The organism is Hymenobacter sp. AT01-02 (assembly GCF_000961955.2).
Classification (GTDB): Bacteria; Bacteroidota; Bacteroidia; order Cytophagales; family Hymenobacteraceae; genus Hymenobacter; species Hymenobacter mucosus.
This window is the reverse complement of the sequence record NZ_JZIR02000042.1, coordinates 17,807-37,572: the sequence shown is the minus strand read 5'-3', so window position 1 is coordinate 37,572 and position 19,766 is coordinate 17,807. Positions and strand designations below refer to the sequence as shown.

At 50.0% G+C, this 19,766-nt stretch carries 20 protein-coding genes and 1 pseudogene; 18 read left to right on the top strand and 3 right to left on the bottom strand.

The window, feature by feature from the left end; translation table 11 throughout:
* Positions 1–403: 403 nt before the first annotated feature.
* On the top strand, positions 404–2,143 hold the full coding sequence (locus VI25_RS14210) for a DUF4435 domain-containing protein (RefSeq protein WP_072144827.1): 1,740 nt from the start codon (positions 404–406) through the stop codon (positions 2,141–2,143).
* A 381-nt stretch (positions 2,144–2,524) separates the two neighbouring features.
* Positions 2,525–3,385: a DNA/RNA non-specific endonuclease gene (locus VI25_RS14205; RefSeq protein ID WP_052695106.1), complete on the top strand. Its 861-nt coding sequence runs from the start codon at positions 2,525–2,527 to the stop codon at positions 3,383–3,385.
* A gap of 26 nt (positions 3,386–3,411) precedes the next feature.
* Here the strand turns inward: VI25_RS14205 and VI25_RS27840 are convergent, their stop codons facing one another.
* Positions 3,412–3,537 (bottom strand): hypothetical protein, encoded by a 126-nt coding sequence (locus VI25_RS27840; RefSeq protein ID WP_262489958.1) that lies wholly within the window; start codon positions 3,535–3,537, stop codon positions 3,412–3,414.
* A 699-nt stretch (positions 3,538–4,236) separates the two neighbouring features.
* Here VI25_RS27840 and VI25_RS24750 point away from each other — a divergent pair.
* From VI25_RS24750 to VI25_RS14190, 3 genes are all read left to right on the top strand, one after another.
* Positions 4,237–5,058, top strand: a complete 822-nt coding sequence (locus VI25_RS24750; protein WP_152981631.1) for an LVIVD repeat-containing protein — start codon at positions 4,237–4,239, stop codon at positions 5,056–5,058.
* Positions 5,059–5,093: 35 nt separating this feature from the next.
* Entirely contained in the window at positions 5,094–5,705 is a 612-nt protein-coding gene (locus tag VI25_RS14195; protein ID WP_152981630.1) for a tail fiber domain-containing protein, read from the top strand.
* 70 nt (positions 5,706–5,775) lie between these two features.
* Complete coding sequence (locus tag VI25_RS14190) at positions 5,776–7,170, top strand: T9SS type A sorting domain-containing protein (protein WP_052695105.1); 1,395 nt, start codon at positions 5,776–5,778, stop codon at positions 7,168–7,170.
* Here VI25_RS14190 and VI25_RS14185 read toward each other — a convergent pair.
* Positions 7,142–7,321, bottom strand: coding sequence for a hypothetical protein (locus tag VI25_RS14185; RefSeq protein ID WP_045687957.1), 180 nt, complete (start codon positions 7,319–7,321; stop codon positions 7,142–7,144). The genes VI25_RS14190 and VI25_RS14185 overlap by 29 nt on opposite strands.
* Positions 7,322–7,599: 278 nt before the next feature.
* Here VI25_RS14185 and VI25_RS14180 point away from each other — a divergent pair, with 278 nt between their 5' ends.
* The 6 genes and pseudogenes from VI25_RS14180 to VI25_RS14155 all read left to right on the top strand — a co-directional run.
* A complete protein-coding gene (locus tag VI25_RS14180) occupies positions 7,600–8,067 on the top strand; it encodes a LexA family protein (protein WP_045687956.1) in 468 nt (155 codons plus the stop codon).
* 19 nt (positions 8,068–8,086) lie between these two features.
* Positions 8,087–9,406, top strand: a complete 1,320-nt coding sequence (locus tag VI25_RS14175; RefSeq protein WP_045687955.1) for a Y-family DNA polymerase — start codon at positions 8,087–8,089, stop codon at positions 9,404–9,406.
* Between the two features lie 32 nt (positions 9,407–9,438).
* Positions 9,439–9,822, top strand: a complete 384-nt coding sequence (locus tag VI25_RS14170; protein WP_236705064.1) for a hypothetical protein — start codon at positions 9,439–9,441, stop codon at positions 9,820–9,822.
* A gap of 174 nt (positions 9,823–9,996) precedes the next feature.
* Positions 9,997–10,368, top strand: a complete 372-nt coding sequence (locus VI25_RS14165; RefSeq protein WP_055562597.1) for a hypothetical protein — start codon at positions 9,997–9,999, stop codon at positions 10,366–10,368.
* On the top strand, positions 10,359–11,273 hold the full coding sequence (locus VI25_RS14160) for a M57 family metalloprotease (RefSeq protein ID WP_055562596.1): 915 nt from the start codon (positions 10,359–10,361) through the stop codon (positions 11,271–11,273). The genes VI25_RS14165 and VI25_RS14160 overlap by 10 nt, the downstream gene beginning before the upstream one ends.
* A 780-nt stretch (positions 11,274–12,053) precedes the next feature.
* A pseudogene (locus VI25_RS14155) lies at positions 12,054–12,635 on the top strand (porin family protein); the annotation flags it as partial.
* A 215-nt stretch (positions 12,636–12,850) separates the two neighbouring features.
* Here VI25_RS14155 and VI25_RS14150 read toward each other — a convergent pair.
* Positions 12,851–13,321, bottom strand: coding sequence for a hypothetical protein (locus tag VI25_RS14150; protein ID WP_045687727.1), 471 nt, complete (start codon positions 13,319–13,321; stop codon positions 12,851–12,853).
* 315 nt (positions 13,322–13,636) lie between these two features.
* Here VI25_RS14150 and VI25_RS28915 point away from each other — a divergent pair, with 315 nt between their 5' ends.
* The 7 genes from VI25_RS28915 (at position 13,637) to VI25_RS14115 (ending at position 19,205) form a co-directional block, all read left to right on the top strand.
* Positions 13,637–14,068 carry a DUF4279 domain-containing protein gene (locus VI25_RS28915; RefSeq protein ID WP_045687728.1) on the top strand — a complete coding sequence of 144 codons (432 nt, stop codon included), beginning with the start codon at positions 13,637–13,639 and terminating at the stop codon, positions 14,066–14,068.
* Between the two features lie 30 nt (positions 14,069–14,098).
* On the top strand, positions 14,099–14,905 hold the full coding sequence (locus tag VI25_RS14140) for a hypothetical protein (RefSeq protein WP_045687729.1): 807 nt from the start codon (positions 14,099–14,101) through the stop codon (positions 14,903–14,905).
* Between the two features lie 221 nt (positions 14,906–15,126).
* Positions 15,127–15,765: a trypco2 family protein gene (locus VI25_RS14135; protein WP_152981629.1), complete on the top strand. Its 639-nt coding sequence runs from the start codon at positions 15,127–15,129 to the stop codon at positions 15,763–15,765.
* 1,076 nt (positions 15,766–16,841) lie between these two features.
* Entirely contained in the window at positions 16,842–17,507 is a 666-nt protein-coding gene (locus VI25_RS14130; RefSeq protein WP_045687732.1) for a hypothetical protein, read from the top strand.
* A gap of 294 nt (positions 17,508–17,801) precedes the next feature.
* The gene (locus tag VI25_RS14125) at positions 17,802–18,308 is read left to right on the top strand and encodes a hypothetical protein (protein ID WP_045687733.1); all 507 of its coding nucleotides are present in this window, start codon (positions 17,802–17,804) and stop codon (positions 18,306–18,308) included.
* 268 nt (positions 18,309–18,576) lie between these two features.
* Positions 18,577–18,882 carry a hypothetical protein gene (locus VI25_RS14120; protein WP_045687734.1) on the top strand — a complete coding sequence of 102 codons (306 nt, stop codon included), beginning with the start codon at positions 18,577–18,579 and terminating at the stop codon, positions 18,880–18,882.
* Positions 18,883–18,902: 20 nt separating this feature from the next.
* Positions 18,903–19,205, top strand: coding sequence for a hypothetical protein (locus VI25_RS14115; RefSeq protein ID WP_045687735.1), 303 nt, complete (start codon positions 18,903–18,905; stop codon positions 19,203–19,205).
* Positions 19,206–19,766 lie beyond the last annotated feature (561 nt).

Here is a 19,766-nt window from a genome sequence, read left to right as displayed (position 1 = left end):
GATTCCTGGCGCGACCACTCAAAAGCCCTCTAGCAATGCGCTAGGGGGCTTTTTATCATTTTGGGGTACGCCATAGGGGACAGAATCACAAATGACTCGCTATATTTAGAACTAATCAGCCCCTCTTCAACAAGAACACTTTCGACGCAGGTAACTGCGTAATTTTTTTACGCACTACGCACTTTACGCACCCATCGGAAGCAGACTTGCCGGAATAGAGAGCTGCGGATACCATTGTTTGACCCGTCGTTTGCGTTCCACATTCTCATCAAGCTGAGTCGTTGCGGAGCCAAATAGCCGACAAGGAGTTCACCATCCATTTGCTTGCAATACAAGCGCAAAAAGCTATAATCTTTTATCAGAGGTACCTCTCTAACAATTACCTCATAACTCTAAAGCACCCATGAGCCGGCCTGACTATCTTAATCTACCTGCCTCAAACAGTGAACACGGATATTTAATTTTTAATAGGCTTCATACTCCTGGCACTGTAGTTATTGTTGGAGCAAATGGTTCAGGCAAAACTAGATTAGGAGCTTGGCTAGATACTATAGGGCCACAGAGGTCAATTACGCACCGTATCAGTGCTCAAAAATCACTTGCATTTCCTGGCAGTGTAAGTCCTATATCATCTCTAAAAGCACATACACAATTACTATATGGCATAGCCATACATGACCCTCAACAATTTGTGCTGCAACCTAATATAGGCCCCAATAACAAAGAATCTCGTTGGGAATATAAACCTGTAGTTGGTGCTCTTAATGACTATACCGAATTACTTACATACTTAGTATCCGAAGAATATGATGTAAGCATGGCTTATAGGCATCAGGCACAGCAATCAACAGATTACACTAAACCAAGTGATTCCAAACTAGACAGATTAAAACTTGTATGGGAGCGAGCTCTCCCAAACAGAGAGCTTATTATCAAAGGTGGTCACGTTTCAGTTAAAGCGGTCAATATCTGGGAGCAACTCCTTCCACATCGTGAGCTTACAATAGATGACGACTCTGTATCCATAAAACCTGTCACTATTGATAATACATCAGCCTATGCTGCAGGCGAAATGAGTGATGGTGAGCGAGTAGCCTTTTACCTTATTGGGCATTGCTTAGCTGCTCAACCCAACTCTATCCTAATAATTGACGAACCTGAGATCCATTTACACCGCTTAGTTCAGTCTCGACTATGGGACAGCATTGAGCAAGAGAGGTCAGATTGCTTATTTGTATACTTAACGCATGACTTAGATTTTGCTGCATCCCGTGTCGAAGCAAGAAAGATCTGGATAAAAAAATACGATGGCAGCACATGGGAGTGGCAGGAAGTACCAGAGTCAGCAGAGCTTCCTGAAGAGGTACTTCTTGCTGTATTAGGCAGCCGTAAGCCAGTACTTTTTACTGAAGGAGAGAAAGGTGGGTTAGAACAAGCAATATTTTCTCGCATATATCCAGGTTGGGCAATTATGCCGCGAGGAAATTGCGACCAGGTTATAAAGGCTACGCAAGCTTTTCGTGCTTTACGCCACCTTCACGGTATCGAATGCCAAGGCCTGATTGATCTTGACTATCGTTCTACAAGAGAAGTGACATCCCTAGCCAGCGAAGGGGTTCATGTCCTTGCCATTCAGGAAATCGAAAGTCTACTTCTGGTAGAGCGTGTATTGGGATTGGTAGCTACGCATGCACATAATTCTGATATGGTGGCAGACACAGCTTCCAACATTATCACCAAAGTAAAAGCCTTTGCTTTTGACTTGTTGCAACGAGATACTGACTTGCTTGCCTCACGCAGAACAGCATGGGAAATGGAAACCCATCTTCATAGAATTGACCGTAGTGCTGTCGGCTTAGCTGCACTAGAGCAAGTCCGCAATAAAGCTTCTCAATTCGATGTAGCTAGCATTTATAGAACAATTGAGGAGGAGATCAAGCGAGCTATAGCTACTCAAGACTATCCCGCTTTATTGCGGCTTTATAACAACAAGGGCTTAGCTAACCAAATTGGTAAATTCTTTGGTATTCAAAGCTACCCAGAGCTAGTTAAGCGGCTTATTAGTAATGGCAAAGGGGAAGAAATAATACAAGCGCTACGATTGTCCTCCCCTATCTTACCCATTATCAATTCCCTCTCTTAATATAGCCTTATGGCTAGCCGTTAACCACCATCTACGATTAAAGTGATCCCCATATTTAAACCCGATGCATCCTGCCCGTTGAGCAGCAGTGGCCGCAGGCGCTACAGTTCCGACAGGCGGAGCAGTACGCATCACCCGAGCAGCGGCCGAGTGCTGCCCTTAAGGTCTTGGCGGGGCGGGCTGTCTTAAGCGTTTTGGGATCATCGTGGCTTCCCACAGCAGAGAGGCTGGCCGTAAGGGCCAGCAGTAGGGTTGACTTCATGAATAAGGATAAGCAGCCTGGATAATTGCTACGGTTCAGGCGCAAATCGCTCAGTCCTACCGTTGCTGTCCCATCCGTACTAGCACGGATTTACAGGCACAGACCAGTATCTTCCGGCAATGAAAGCCTTCTTATACTCCGGTCTTTTCCTTGGCCTAACTGTAGTCATTGCTGGCTGTGGTTCCAATACCACGGATGACCCTATTCCCGGCCCGGTTCTCGCTGTTAGCCAGCACCTCACGTTAGGCAACCCTAGCGGTGCCACTACCGACGCAAGCCAACCTACCAACTATCTACTGGTCAAACCCCAGTACGCGTTGAGCTACCACCGCGACCGGGGCACCCCCAATTGGGTGAGTTGGCATCTGACTTCGGCTGATTTAGGGTCAGCCAGCCGCCAAGACGACTTCCGCGCCGATAACACATTGCCTACCGGTTGGTACCAGGTGCAGTCCACCAGCTATACGGGTTCGGGCTTTGACCGAGGCCACAACTGCCCTTCGGCCGACCGCACGGCTACTGTAGCTGATAACTCGGCTACCTTCTTGATGACCAACATGATTCCTCAGGCGCCGCACAATAACCAGCGCACATGGGCCAATTTGGAAAACTACACGCGTACCCTGGTCAGCACAACGCAGGAAGTCTATGTCATCATGGGCAGTTATGGCAAGGGAGGAACCGGGTCAAACGGTGCACAAAGCACAATAGACCAGGGACGCGTGACGGTTCCTGCCCGTATTTGGAAGGTAGTCGTGGTATTGCCAATCGGTGACAATGATGCTTCTCGCGTCACCACAAGCACGCGTATCATTGCCATCGACACCCCCAACGACAACACAGTCAGTTCTAACTGGGGTAGCTACCGCACCACAGTCGATGCCATTGAGGTGGCCACGGGACTAGACTTGCTCTCAGCAGTATCTGCTTCTGTTCAATCCACGGTAGAGTCACGTGTAGATACAGGGCCTACCCAGTAGCAACAACTTCTAGTGAGCAGGCAAAGCTACTTGATCGGTAACTCAATAAGGTTCGTGTAAGGTTCTAATCGGGTCGTACTCACGAACGTTTTGCAATCGTGCATGTGGTTTAGCTCGGCATCGTAATACACCTCGGCAAAGAAGCTGCCCATGTGGTAGAGGTTCACGTAGTCTCCCTCCTCCCCCCATGCGAGTTGCCAAGTAAGCACCCTCGAAAACAACTAAGCCAATACGGGCATTGACGGGTAACTGGTTGAAAGTATAGAGCGAAGGAATTGCCATATAGTTAAGGTAAGCATATCGTGGATTAAGCAAATAATAAATATGATAAAGCTTTGAAATAACCAGTATACAGTAGATGTATAGGAACACAGCAATCATTAGATTTACAAACTTTTCTACTGATTTATTAACAGCACCTTATGTGTGCTCTTCCTCCTTATTCCAATGAAGTACAGTTTACTATACAAGGGCCTATTGTTGACTTCCATCTTCTTATCCTTTGGAACAACTGGTGAGGCGCAGGCTCAAAACGTAGGCATTAATACTACCTCTCCTACTCAAACACTTGATGTTAACGGGCAACTCCGCGTTCGGGGGCTCTCTGGATCGGGAAGTCGGTTGCCTATGATAGGTTCGGATGGTACTCTTGAAGCAAGTGCCCCAGTATATACTAATGCTCCCACTAGTGAGGCATTTAGTCAAACTGCTTCTCTACAAATTGTTGGTGGACCTGTTGATGTGGCTGTAAGAGGTACCGCTGCTACGTAGCCAACTCAGGTAATAGTGAGTTACAGGCAATTGACGTGAGTAACCCTGCAGCTCCGATTCCTAGAGGCAGTTCTCGTGACATGAGTGGACGCCCACGACAACTCGCTATTAGCGGGGGTACAGCCTATGTAGCTAACTATGGAGGTAACAGTAATGCAAGTTCAGTTCAGACCTTCTCAATCAGTGATCCACTAAATCCCTTTAGTTTTTCTGGATCTACGGTATATGCATCCTCAGGCTTCCCCATCTATGTAGCGGCGAATGAATCAGGAGTATGCATCACAAGTGCAAGTGAAAGTACACTACGTGTTTATCATCTCTATGCTACTTCTATATCTTCTAGAATTAACATCGGTAGTGGTCCTCAAAAACCGGTCATGAATGGTAGGATTGTCTACGTACGGGATAGTAACGGCACAGAAATATTTGATATTAGTAACCCCGGCAATGTCGTACTATTAGGAAGAACATCTAGCAGTATATTAGCTATCAACGGCAACTTGGCCTTTGGCCTAGCAGGCAACGAATTGCAGGTCTACGATATAAGCAGTGCTACAACTCCTATCTTAAAAGGAAAAGCGTCTACAGTGGCAGGAGCTAGGTTCATAGCCGTGGCCGGAAATACAGTTTTCGTTTCTACAGGCAATACCGGGTTGCAAGCCAATGACAACACATTACAAGTATTCGATATCAATATCCCATCAAGTCCAACTCTGCGTGGCACTACAGCAATTACTACAAATGGTGGTATTGGAGTTATGGGTCTGGCAGCAAGTGACAATACAGCTTACATTGTAGATGGGCATTCTTTACAGATTTTTAAGTATACAGGAGCACCACGTACTGTAAACATCAACCTGATGGCTCACTCAGTTCCTCCTTTTCTCCAACCCTCAACGTAAGCGGTCAGACATTAAGCATTAGTGGTGGTAATAGTGTGACATTACCTAGCTTCGGTGCTAATAATGGTATTACTCTTACTAATAACTCGCTGTCATTAGGCGGCTCCCTTTCGCAGGCGACTACTATTAACCAAAGCGGCTTCGGTATGCACTTTATGGGGGGCAACGTCGGCATCGGCACAACGCAGCCAGGATATGCGCTGGATGTAGTGGGCACCATTCGTGCCTCTGGCTCTATGTTGGCGACTAACTTCACTACCTCTGACCGCCGCTTAAAAACCAACATACTCCCCTTACGAGATGCATTGGGCGGTGTGACCCACCTACGTGGAGTGCGGTACACGTTCTTGCCCGGCAAAGGCCCAACGGGCAGTCAGATTGGCTTCTTGGCTCAGGAGCTTGAGCAACAATACCCTGAACTTGTATTTACTGATCCTACAACTGGACTGAAAGCGGTCAATTACGCCCAGTTAACGCCTATTCTGGTAGAGGCAATCAAAGAGCAGCAACAGCAAATTGAAGCGCTAAAAACGCAGGCTAGTTCGGCCATCGAACGTGCCAAACAAGCGGAAGCCACCACAGCCAGTTTTGAGCGGCGTCTACAAGTATTGGAATCCAATGGAGTGCGGGCGCAAGCCGGACGTTAGGGCAATTCTTATAGGTTATCTTATGAGAGCTACCGCAATACTTCTGGTTGCCAGCGCAAACCTACTTCCTATGTGGGCCAAGGCCCAAGTCCTGACCAATGGAAGTGCCATCACTATGCAACAGGGTGCCACAATCTACGTGGATGGCACAGTGCAAAACACGAATAGTATTGAGTTAAGTGGCGCGACCATGCAGCTCACGGGTGATTTCACAAGCACCAATGGCAGCATCGTCAGTGGTACGGGACCGTTACGATTTAGCGGTACTCAGGATCAGACGCTGACGGCTCCAGAAGGGGCAAGCTTGACTAATATAGTGGTGGATAATACGGGGCCTGCTGGCAATAATCGGCTACTCGTTTCGAACAACTTAACTGTTACCGGCCAACTAAATCTTACCAAAGGTGGAGTACGCACATCGGCCACGATTACGTTATCAGAAGGAGCCACTCTTACGGGAGAAAGCTCAGGTAGCTATGTACAAGGCAACTTGAAAGCAATACGTTTGGTGGAGTCTAGAACCGTAGATTTTGGAATTGGCTTCGTTCTGGATGGAAGAGGACAGAGTTTGGGCACTGTGCAGGTAACCCGGACCGCTGGCCTACAAACCAAAGACCTAAGCTATGGTGTCAATCTAGGCAACGCGAGTAAGAGCATTGACCGCATCTGGACGGTACTTCCAACGCGTCAGCCAAAAGGTACGGTACCTCTTACTGTGTCTTGGCTAGCCGATGATGACAATGGCATTAGCGACTTTTCACAAGCTACAATGTGGCAGCAGGCCACTACAGGTAGCCCCTGGGTTTCAGTGGGTATAATGGGTAGCGGAACTGCACGCACCTTCTCGGCTAGCGCTACGGAATTGAACCGGTTTACGATAAGCAGTGCAGCCACCCCATTGCCCGTAGAGCTGACGCTTTTTGAGGCTGAAGCTCGTAAAGGAGACGCTGTTCTTACATGGGCCACTGCCTCAGAAACGAACAGCGCTTATTTTGCACTTGAAGCTAGTGTCGATGGCCACCAATTTCAACGCATTGGGAAAGTAGCTGGACAGGGCACCACAAATCAGCCTCATAAATATCAATGGATAGATACTGCTATTGCGCACTACGCTACTGATGTTGTCTACTACCGCTTGCGTCAAGTAGATGTGAATGGCGGTGAGTCCTACTCTAGTGTACGCGCTGTGCGCATAGCTCTGCCAACGAAGCTGACTGCACTAGCGTGGCCGGTTCCTTTCCAGGAGGAAGGATTAACAGTTACCATACGAACTGGCAATAGTGGCCCCGCCACCTTAGCAGTATATGATGTATTGGGTCGCATCCTTCTCACCCGTTCACTCCGCTTAGACGTCGGGGATACCAAGGTGGCTCTTTCTGAAATTGGATGGGCACCCAAAGGGATATATACGCTCAGTATTACGCAGGACTCTTCTACTATTCGCTTAAAAGTAGTGCGCGAATAAAGTTATGTAGGTTCTTCTGCCACCTGCTAGCTACCCATTCTGCCAGTGGATAGAGAATGGCGCCGAGCACTCCGATAATGAGGGCCACGCGAAAGCCCTGCCAGAAGCCATCTTGCTTTTCCTCTTCTTCGCTTTCGTAGTCGTAGCGCATCCACTAAGATAAAAAGCCCCATATCATTTAGAAGCTGTTTTCTGGACCAGAATAACACAGCACTTAGACATATGGCAGGCTATATAGGATAAAGCATATTACTATATTATTTAGCAATATCAATCAATGAGTTCATCATCCTTAGCAAGTATAAATATTTGATTATTAATCATATAATATCTATTCAAAAAACTGTATAAAACAATTGTCTTTTCACCAGACAACCGACATACTAACATATTTAGTATACTTGCCAAGCCCATCATATTTTGTGCAGCATGGCAACGGTTGAACTGGTCGAAGTCGGCCCTCCTACGACTACTCTTTGGATCCCCCTGTTTGCCACGTTGGTGCCCGCAGGTTTTCCCTCTCCCGCTTCGGATGAGCTGGAAGAGCTGTTTGATCTAAACCGACTGCTGTTCCGGCATCCCGAGGCCACCTACCTTGTGCGCGTGAGTGGGGAGAGCATGAAAGACGCCGAAATTCACGCCGGGGACTTACTGGCCGTGGACAAGCACCTGGAAGCGGACCATAATCACATCGTCGTGGCCGTCTTGGATGGCGAGTGCACCGTCAAGCGGCTCGTGCGGCGGGGCAATACGTGGTGGCTGCAAGCCGAAAATCCACTCTACCCCGACTACGAAATCACTGAGCCCGAGAATCTGCGCATTTGGGGCGTCGTCACCCACGTCGTCCACGAACTGATCCCCGGCAAGCTCACCGCGCTGCTGCGTAGCCGGGATTGATGGCTGCTATCCTCTCGATATGTTTGGCTTAGTGGATGGCAACAATTTCTACGTGTCCTGCGAACGGGTCTTTCAGCCGCGGCTGGATGGGCGACCCGTGGTCGTGCTGAGTAATAATGACGGCAACGTGGTGAGCCGCTCGGCGGAAGCCAAGCAGCTCGGCATTGCGATGGGTGCCCCTTTCTTTGAAGTGCGCGAGCTGCTACGCCACCACCAGGGCCACGCGCTCAGTTCCAACTACCCCCTGTACGGCGATATGAGCCGCCGGGTCATGGCCCGCTTAGCCGACCACGTCCCGGCCGTGGAGGTCTACAGTATTGACGAGGCCTTTCTGGATTTGGCTGGCCTGACCACGTGGTGTGGCCCGCTGGACGCACGGGCACAGGAGCTGCGGCGGGACGTGTTGGCCTGCACCAGTATTCCGACCTGCGTCGGTATCGGCCCGACCAAGACTCTGGCGAAGGTGGCCAACCGTCTGGCGAAAAAGTACCCCGAGTTGCAGGGCCTGCTCAGTCTGACGACGGAGAGCCGGCGCGAACGGGCCTTGCGGGCGCTACCGGCCGCGGACGTGTGGGGCATTGGGCGCCAGTATGCGCAGCTGCTCCAGGGCAGCGGCATTCGCACGGCCTGGGAATTGGCCGGGGTAAGCGAAGCCTGGGCCCGCAAGCACCTGGGTGGGGTCGTGGGCTGGCGGCTGGTGCAGGAGTTGCGCGGTCAGCCGTGTCAGGGGCTGCTGCCGTCCGAAGACGGCACGCTGGGCCGCAAAAGCATTAGCTGCTCCCGCTCGTTCGGCCAGCGGCTACATCACGTAGAGGAGCTGTGGGGTGCCGTCAGTACCTACCTGAGTCGGGCCGCCGAGAAGCTACGGGCCCAAGGCGACCAGGCCCACCTCGTGACAGTGTTCCTCAGCCAGGACCGCTACGACACGCGTATTCGCCCGCCCTATACCCGCTCGGCAACCCTGACCTTACCCGGCGGCCCCACGGCCGACACATTGCGCCTACTGGCGTACGGCCGCCGCCTGCTGGAAAAGCTCTACGAGCCGGGCCGGGTCTATGTCAAGGCCGGGGTCGTGTTGGATGGCTTAGAGCCGCCCAGCAGCGGGCAACAACTCGACTTGTTCGCTCCCCCGGACCTACTGACCGAACCTGTATCGGTGGAACGCTCCGCGCGCCTCATGCAGCAGTTGGATGCGCTAAACCGCCGATTTGGCCGGGGTGCCGTGCGCCTCGCCTCTACCGTATCCCTCGCCGGGCAGCCGCCCCCGTGGCAGGGCAAATCCAACTACCGCAGTCCCGCTTTTACCACCCGTCTCGAAGACCTTCTACTTGTTACGTAATGGCTACTCCCAAACGAACTTCGCCAACGCTTGTGCTTGATCCTGTTCAAGCAGATAACACGCTGGAAACCCTTACCGAGGCCGAGGCAATCGACGCCTCGCTGTGCCTCGTATGCAGCGAGCCGCTCGCATGGCATGAAACGGCCTGTCAAAACATCACCGCTCCGGCTACGGAAGGCCCGTTCGAGGAGCCGAAAGCGGCTTCCGCCACGTTTGCCTACGCCCTTGGCCAACCCGTGCAGCTAGCGCCCGATGCGCCGCCTTGTCCGATCATCTGGCGCGGTCAGGTGAAAGAACGGCACCCGCGCAGTGGTCTTATCCATCGCGTCAACGTCTACCGGCTGAAAAACCAGTATTGGGACTGCTACTACGAAGCAGAATTACAGGCAGCCCACGGCGCCAAGTCGTTACCGTAAACTAGCCTAACAGGAGTATAAAGCCTCGGCCTAATGGCTGGGGCTTTTTTGTTGTATATGCAGTATTCTGAATGTCACATTATGAGGGCATTAGGCCTTGTGGACTGCCAGTAAACGGGAGTCCTTTGTTTACATCATCGTCCTACCTCTTTTCCACAACCAAGCGTAATTACTATGTTTAACAAGTCTATTGTTCATGCTCTATCCAGACCCTCTGTTGGCTGGAAATCACTGGCCACCTCCGTGCTGGCGGCGGCAACGCTGACCCTGTCCTCCTGCGAAAAAGACCAGGAAGACCAACCCCTCTCCCCGCAGCAAGTCACGACGGAAGCATCCACGCTCAAACGCCTGCTGGCGATGGGCTTCAAGCAGGACGCCATCGTGGATAAAGGCGACCACTTCCTGGTGGAAGGGGACATTCGCTTTGACAAGGTTACGACCAGCTCGCCCGCTACTAAGAAGGCACTGTCATCCACCAGCAGGATCAGGCCAGTACCAATGCTCTCATTGACACTAATCTGCACGGGCAGATTGCCGTGGGCATAGACCCCTCCTTCCCCAGTGCGTGGCGGGCTGATGCCGAACAGGCGGTATCGGAGTGGAACAGTATCGCTGGCAAGCGGCTGCGTTTTGTCTTGGTTAGCCCAGAGTTTGCCGATATTACCTTCAGTGTGGCCTATTTGGGCGGGGCCTACGGCCAGGCGGAATTCCCAGCCAATGGCGAGCCCGGTCACCGCGTGCGCATCGACCCAAGCATTCCGACCAGCCTGCGCAAGCTGGTCTTTGTCCACGAACTAGGTCATTGCTTTGGCTTCCGCCATACTAACTTGTATGTGAATGGCGAAGGAGCGGGCACCGTGGGCGGCAACGTCATTACGGAAACGCCCCGTGAGGATGCCAACTCCGTCATGAATTCGGGTAGCTCCCCGAACCAGTCACAAGGATGGCGCGGCTTCTCGAAGTACGACGTCACGGGCTTCCAGAACCTATACCCCATATTCATGTCGCCCGGTATGTATGCTCCCGGCACCCTGATGAAGATCGTGGCTCGCAGTACTGGGCAGGCCTTGACAGTCGAAGGCAACTCCTACGCCACGGATGCCCGCATTATTCAGCACCCCTACAACGGCACGGGCAACGACCAGTGGCTTCTCCAGGATGCGGGCAACGGCTATCACAAAATCATTTCTCGCAACACGGGCTATGCGCTGACGGTGCAGTATGACTCGTATACGCCGGGTGGCCAGCTCATCCAGCATCCCTACAACGGGACGGGCAATGATCAATGGGAGATTCAGGAGGCAGGCCTCGGCTATTATAAGATTCGCGCACGTAACAGCCGCCAGTGCGTGAACGTGTACAACAACTCTTCCTCGGTGGGGGCACCGATCATCCAGTACCCATACGACGGAAACGCCAATGAACAGTGGTACATCACATTTGCCCAGTAAGCTACCGGGCTGATTCTTACCAGTGCTGGTAGAGATACAAGCGCAACGTGTGTGAGCTAGTTCGTATACAAAAAAAGCCCTTCCTAGTATGGATGGGCTTTTTTTTGTATTCTCGTGAAAGACTAGACGAGCCGTACGATAGCGTGCAAGTATCTGGTTGAGTTAAACCCGCTCTCCTATGGTCCGGCGTAGATTAGGACCAGTGGTATTACGAGCCCTCTCCTCATCTTCGCAAACGCAAGATCAAGCAAGTGAACTGGTTGGCAGTCTTCAATACTTATGTTGAAATAGGCCTTGTGGTGTTCTCAATTGGCTGTGGCATGCGCCTGCTCAGTGGCGTGTCCTTATCTGATAGTATCCTGTTGGAAGGCCGCAACGTTGGGCTCACCGATCCAACCAGCTACGTACTATGCGTGATAGCAGGCATCTTCGCTTGGCCGCTTGGGTTTATCCATATGCTCCGAGGTCGGTAGCCCTTCTACTCCCCTGTTTAAGACCTTGACTCGCACAAGTCGAGGCTCATTACAATCCGGCCCTATCAGTTAGAACCTGATTCAGTAGTGTATCACACGGGAGTTTTCTTTTGCCAAGCTGACAACCTATCGGCAGCCCAGTGCCTCTTCCTTCTATCTATCTACGCCTTTATCCAAGAAGCAGTATGCGCCGTACGTTTACGTTTGCTCTATTCGGGTTGCTGACCACGGGTACTGTTCAGGCCCAACACGTCCGCTTTGGCGTAAAAGCGGGACTAAACGCTAGTACGTACCAAGCAAAAATACGCCTGAGGCACGCTTTCGTTTGGGCCCCGCCGCGGGCGTACTCGCCCGCCTGCCGTTAGGGACGCATGTGGATATTCAACCGGAACTCCTGTATGAGCAGCGGGGTGCGCGCACAGCCTATGAAGCGGTCCCCCTGGTCTTGGGGTCAAGTGGCTCCTTGGTCTACAAACACGAGGAGCGGAACCGATTGCATTACCTGAGTGTGCCGGTGCTGGTGAGATTCCAAAAGCAGAAGTGGTTTGCCGTGTTAGGGCCGCAGGTCAGCTACTTGCTTGCGGCGCAGCAACGGGTGACGAACACTGTCACGTATACTGGGTCGAATCCTAACCCGGCTATTCCTACTGGTTCAGACACGTATACAGTTCGTGGCGTTAGCTCGTATCACCGCTGGGAAGCGGGCTATGTGGTCGGGGTAGGCTACCAAGTTGCCCCTCGGCTTGGCGTAGAGGTGCGCTACGCGGCTGGAATTACCCAGGCGGAGCGCCCGCTACTCTACGATCCAACTGTTTGGACGCCGCCCAGTGAAATGGCCAGCAATGCGAGCGTGCAGGCGCAGGTGAGCTACCAGTTTGGGACTCTTTAACAGGTGACACCAGCCTGACTACCTATCGAAAGCCCTGGCCATTAGGCTTGTCCTTACCCAAATCTTAAAAGCATTTCAGCCATAAGCTGAAACGCTTTCTCTATTATTGTTGGTGACCTCTCGAAAACAGAAGGTGTAGCATAGGGAGCGGCACCCATTGCTCTTTTAATGAGAACGACCGTTTTGGTTAAACGAACTTCGCTTAAGTCATGACCCTATTTACGGCTTTTGGTGGGCCGTCTGTCCTTACTTCCAAATACATGCCCCGCTGAAGAAGTCAGGCCATAAATATAATAGGCCGCATGGTCGTTGAAGCTGATGAGATAATACGGTTGATTGATAAAATTGGGGCTTATCTCAACTTCGTAAGACCTGGTTTTACCATAGGTCCTGGCTCTACCTTTATTGGTTACAAACTCCGTGTGGTAGAAGCTAATAGAAATGGTCTGCGGTGCTCGCTGCGCTATTTTTTGATAATCGGCAGCGTCAAAGGTTAAGCTGCCTGGGTAATAGGGCGTTTTGAACACCTCCTGATGTACGCTGTCCCATGCCACCGTGGTCTTAAGGTCGGTTATCGAGCCTATAGGAATATCGCCGTTGATGGAAATAATCACATTAAAGCTGTGGGTTTGCTGCGCAATGGATACCGTGAAGGTGCTGGCGACCAGTAGGGCAACAAACCACATCTTAAGGGTGAGACAGGCCATTTGATTTACTCTTTAGCTCTACAAGAACGCTCCTTTTTTGAACTACTGCCTAGCCACGTCTACTGGCATGGAAAAGTGGTCCTACAGACCAGATTGAGTTCAAAAAATGGGTTCACTTTTCAACGTTCAGGAAACGCAGAACTGCGATGAATTTCCTGAACTTGGCTTCTCGGAAGATTTGGGCAAGGACAAGCCGGGTGGGTCGGGGCTTTTTCGTATCGTTGGGGTAAGTCGATGTGTTGAAGGTCCGCCCTCTACTCGGCCAGGATTTTGTTCCCTTTTGTTGTTCCAGCTATGGTGCCTAATCAAAGAAGTAACAAAGTAGAGGTTCGTCTAGAAATAAGCGATTTTGACGATGTATCACATGAAGAAATTAGCCGCCGTCTAGGTCTACAACCCAGTAGAGTTTTTATCAAAGGCCAACCGTACAGCCCACTAATGGCCCGTATTGTAACCCAAAATCGCTGGCTGTTCAACTTATATGCTGCTGAGCAAGTGCGACCCAACATTGAGGACCAGTTAGATGAATTAATTAGGCTTGTAGAAGCCAATAAAAGTGCATTTACAAGTATTTGTAAGGCGTACAGGTGCGGAGTATTTTGTCTAGTAACAGTCTATAAGGGCCTCAATGAGAGCACACCAGCTGTCTATTTAGAAAAAAGACACGTCCATTTACTCGATACGTTGTCGGCATTATTTGACGTGGACATATACCTGAGTAAGTAACTAAATCTCACTCTCTAGGAATGCTTTAGTATGGATCCGGGAAATATGGCAGAAATAGTGACCGCTGCTGTTACAGGGGCAGCCGTGGTCGTTGCCTATAGAGCTATCAATGCGAAAAGGAGCGATGACCGTCGTGCAGATAGGCTAAACCGTATTAATCGCCAACTTAGTGAACTCTACGGCAAGCTAAGCATCCTAAATGAGGCAGGGATAAGAAATTGGTACTCGTTCGTATTGCAATACAGTAATGATAACACAGGCTTGGGCAGAGAATTTATGCGCTTCTTCCCCTACAAGCCTAAAGCAGATGAACCTATTACGGCGTTCAATCCTGCTCCGCCTACTGCAAAACAGTTAGAAGCTTACCGTCAATGGCTCAAGGTCCTCTTCATGAAAACGAATGAGGAGATGCTGGAAGTTATTTATGCGAACGCAGACTTGGTAGTCGGAAAAACCATGCCGAGTGTATTTATTGTGTTCGCTGAACATGTAGCTTCTCTACGGTTGTTGTTACTCAAGCTGGAGGACAAGGAAAAAGAGGGGGATACAGTATTTCTTAGTAATTGGGAGGAATACACAAAGCTCATGGCTCCGCATCCGTCTGGCGGCTTAGGGCTTTACATCCAAGCATCATTTGAGGTGTTGAAAGAAGAGCAAGAAAGAATGTTGTCAACCCATGACGTTCCCCTTACAGAAAAAAAACTTGCCAACAAGATAGAATGGGTCAAATGGCGTGAGGAGGATTACTGGTGTAAACAGGAGCATAAAGTAAGAGCATCAGTTGGGCAGCACTATGACTACAAGGAGGTACCTAAACCTAGTGGCGAGCGTACGTAGGTGAGTTGCATAAGTCAGAAAGCGATATATATAAAGGATACGCTGTGAAGATTCTATTCACTGCTGTATAGGCTACTACAATTGATTTTGTGACACCCCGCGCCCACCTGTTACTAGGCGCTTAGCGTCGATTTCAATCAGCATGTAAATGCAGTGGCAGCACTGATTCGCTTGGTCCTGGTAGCTTCTATTTTGCTTTCCTCACCTCAAAGCATCTTGCTATGACTTTCTCTACACTACATCTGGGTCGGCAACTAGCCGTTGTTTCAACGCTAGCTTTATTCTCTTGTGCTTCCTCTCAGGTTGGGGGCAAGGAATCTTCACCGGATACTACTACAGCATCGAAGGGTTTGATTGAAGTAGACAAAGCGTTTGAGAAAGTCTACAACGCCACGCAAGAGGTTCTCAACGAACCGGGCAATAACATCCTGGCAGTTGAAAGCATTGACTTAGCCTTTGCTACGACGACAACTAACGAGAGTAGCGGCGGTGTTAAGTTATGGGTCATTTCAACTGGGTATACCCGAAGCAGAGCAACCGCAAAAAAAGCCACCTTCACGTTTAAAAAAGACAGTGGCAAATCCAGTTTCGTCCTTGATACAACCGATCCCTTTAAAAACTACTTGCGATCCGTGATTCAAGCTTCCAGCCGGGTCAAAGAAATTAATTCCTTTGGGTTACAGGAGGTAGAGGTAGAGACCGGTTTTACGACAACAAAAAAGGGAGAAGCAGATGGAGAAATTGTATTGTCTCCTATTACCCCTACTGGTTCATTCAGTAGAGAGAAAGCCATCGAGCACACTATTACGCTCAAGCTTAAGAAAGCATCTTCTACTGCTGTAACCGGTACGGGGAAATGAGGGCTTATTCTGCGATAGAATAGCTCTATATACTCTACTTTTTGCTGCCAAAACTTACTGCTTTGGGCGATGCCGAATACCTACCATCCGAACGGTCAATTAGCCTGGGACGAGAGAACATGGAATGCTTATCATGAGGATGGTAAGCGGGCCTATACTCACTTCTCTGGTATGGCATACCATCTCAATGGACAAACGGCATTCAATCGGTTTGCGGGTATGGCGTACTATGATAATGGGACAACTGCACTTAACCAGCGAGCCGGCCTTGTTTATTATGCCAATAGTCACACAGCCTACAATCGGCCTGCTGGTCTGGTATATCACCCCAATGGGCAAACAGCTTACAACAAGCCTTTGAACACATATTATACGCCTAGTGGACAAATTTCTAGGCCCTTTCCTCTTGCCGTTCCACTGGGTTTAGGTTTGACGCTGCATGTTCTACCTCGAGTAGCCATCGGCCTCTATAACAAAGCCATATTGTAGCAATACACTAGTAAATAACAGGCCCCGACCTATAAAGGCCGGGGCTTCTTGCGTTGCAGTAGATGCGCCATATCCACACCTTTTTGCTGGTTGAGAATGGGCAAGGCTAGTGCACCAGCCTATTAAGCGCAAGATGATTACCACTTGCCTCAATACCTGGGCCATACAATCGAGTAGTAATGCTCTCTTGAAGTTATCCAGCTCCTAAACGTCTATTAAGGAGTCAAAGTGAGGCACATTAACAAACTGACAGCTTATATAGGTAGGGGTGTCTCGGCCCTGCCTTTGTTCACGTTCACGCTGTTCACGGTCTCTGTTCACGCGTGAACAGCGTGAACGGGCCGTGTGTTTGTCACGCTTCACAGCTGCGTGGCAATACGGCAAGCTACGCCGCTTGGTAAAGCACATCCTTGACATACAAGAATACCCTACTAGTTTGCAGGCGCGAACTTTATATTCAGTAGTAACAATGTTAAAGCAGGCGAAGTAGTTGGCTATTGCATTTAGCTAAGTAGCTATAAGCCTTGTAAATTATCGGGTAAAGTAGTAATTCACTCTACATAGACAGCAGGTATAAGTCAATTGATATGGCTCTTTACTCTTATGTGCTCAGGTATGATAGTGGCGATGCTCCTAATCCATACGGCGGAATATGCACTCTTGCCATTTGCAAGCCTGCTATCCGAAGAACAGCCAAAGTAGGAGACTGGATTATTGGTACCGGCTCCAAGTGCTCCCGCGTTGGAAACCACGTTGAAGATATGGCTGGATACTTAGTCTATGCCATGCGAGTCAGTAGGAAACTTACTTTGGAAGAGTATGATCACTACTCTAAACAGGAACTCACCATCAAAATCCCTGGCCATAAGGAACACCGCCACTTATCAGAAAATGTAGCTGGAGACTCGCTTTACGATTACACTAGGATAGTAAATGGCCATCCGCAACACCGAGGCGGACTTGTGCATCAGAATTTTGACTTACAGATAAGGGACTGGCGAGGGTTGTATGTACTTCTTTCCAATGAGTTTTACTATTTCGGACGTGAGCCACGTGCCTTACCAGACCACTTGCAAAGGATGGTCAAAAAGGGGCAAGGGCACTATCGACGTACTGATCCTAACGAAATCGAAGCTTTTGAATATTGGATTCAGTCACAGGGTTTTGAGCAGAACAAGCTGTATGCAGAACCGCAAAGTCCAATATGGCAGCCCAGAACATATGGTATTTCGACATTCCTACAGTTAAGCTAAATGTATGTTCAGACATGGTGAGCGGTAAACCCTCCTGTTGAATCATCTTGGTGCGGTCCAGATCATTGTCTCTGCCATGGAACAAAAACTGCAACCAAAGCCCCCGCGCTTGTACGAAATCGACCTGCTACGTCTTCTAGCCGCGTTGACTGTGGTGGTGTATGGCCGCTAAGCCATTCGTTGAAGAACTGGGTAGCAACCGGAATAGCCTATCTAACGAAGTAACCCCGACTTTTCTCTAGCGGCTCAGCCCACGTCCACCGTCACTCCCGTATCTTATAGGCTCTATTCTCTATGCTTCGCTTTTGCCTAGTTACTCTATTCCTAGCGCCGACCGTAGCCGTTACACAAACGGCCGAACCCAAGCAATCCCGCATTGATCCAGACGTCTGGAACGTTACGGATAATACTGCAATGCCTATCCAGTATGCGGAAGTTAAACACCTGGAAAAGCTACTGCACACTGCCGCCGTCAAAGGCGGGTGGTCGGCCGAACGCATCGCGCAGGAGCGCACCAAGATTCCTCCGGGCGGCTTCGTACTCGTATCCTTTGCGCGGGACACCCCACAGCTAGCCGACTCCAAGAACCTGTCGATCATTGTTCGAGGGCCCCAAGGCAAGGAGATCACGCGCTATGAGTCGGCGAGGAGCAGCCCAGGGAACCCGATGGTTATCAACCAGCGGCTCCACTACCAAAGTCTGCTGCACATTCGCTTGGAAAGCCCACTCGCAGCTGGTTCTCGGGTATCCATTGTGGAAGCCCCCGCCCACCGCTACGAATACATCATTCGCCCCTTGTGAGATAGGGCTCTAGCGCAGGCAAACAGAGCCGTAGTGGACGCTAACGACAAGCGATATACCTAAGTTTATTCACCTATTCAGCGCAATTCGTTCACCGATTCGGTGTACTTGATTATCAAGTAATTGAGTCGTATTTTACAAAGGTACTTCAATGCTTATTTCTTGGTAAATTTTTATTTGCAATAGTTTTTATTGCGATCAACAGCCGTCTAGTTTTGGGGCATGAGAGGTCAATAACGACTCCTCGAACACCTGCCATTTTCAACAAATGACCCCATTAGAACAAGCAGGCGAAGCCTTCGGTAAACTCATTGCCTTAGCTATTCAGCAAGCAGTACAAGCAGCTATTGAACCCCTCAAGCGCGAAGTAGTTTACCTCCGCGCGCAGACCAACGAGTGGGTAGACACCCCCACGGCGTTGAAGCTCACCGGCATCAAATCCAACACCACGCTTCGCGCCGAGCGGGACCGGCCCAACACCGTGTTGAAGTTTTCCGGTATTGGCCGTGCCATTCGCTACTCCCGCGACTCCTGTGTGCAGTACGCCGAATCCAAGCGCTTGGGGCGACGTTAAGTATAGTTAGTCACGCTCATATGTACGACTTCATCCAGCGCCAAGAGGCTGAACGCATGATTGCCGACGCTCTCGCCCCCTTGCAGCAAGAACTTACCTACCTCCGGGCGCAAACCAACGAGTGGGTAGACACGGCCACGGCCCTCAAGCTCACCGGCATTAAGTCCGATACCACACTTAGGGCCGAACGGAAGCGCCCTAACACAGTCCTGAAATACTCTGGTATTGGCCGTGCTATCCGCTATTCTCGCGACTCCTGCGTGGCCTTTGCCGAATCGAAGCGCCTGAATAAAATTCAACCCTCACTTTTGAAGACTAGGTAATGTGTTGAACTTGAACAGTAGTAAATTACATTCAATAATGTTATTGACAATCAAGTATTTATACACTTTCAAACTACCATATAATGGCGTGGCAAAATGGTAACTTGTAGAAAGCAACCCTACAACGAGCCTCTTATTTCATGCTCCCACCTAATCTGGCGCAGCTACCCGTCTGCAAAAAGCTCACGATTTCCTGAAGTCGAAAAATGTAATTGTTCCAGCCTCATACGATGAGTTTGAGAGCGTAATCAAACAGGAGGGTCGCATGCAGAAGCTGTATGATTACTTGCGAGTCCAAAATGTTATGGTACCTGAAAGCTTCAGTGATTTTCAGGCTGGTATGATGGAGCAACAGGCGCAACCTAGTTTAGATGTTCCTCTTCCAGTCCAGCAATCTCGTCTAAGATCATTGCATACAGCAATTGCACGCGACGGTTACGACGTGCCTGCGGATTATAGCGAATTTGAGAGCAAGCTTCTAGAGAAGCCAGAACGCTTACGGTCTCTCCACACCAGATTAGTAGCCGATAAGTACGATATACCAACTGAGTTCAGTGTTTT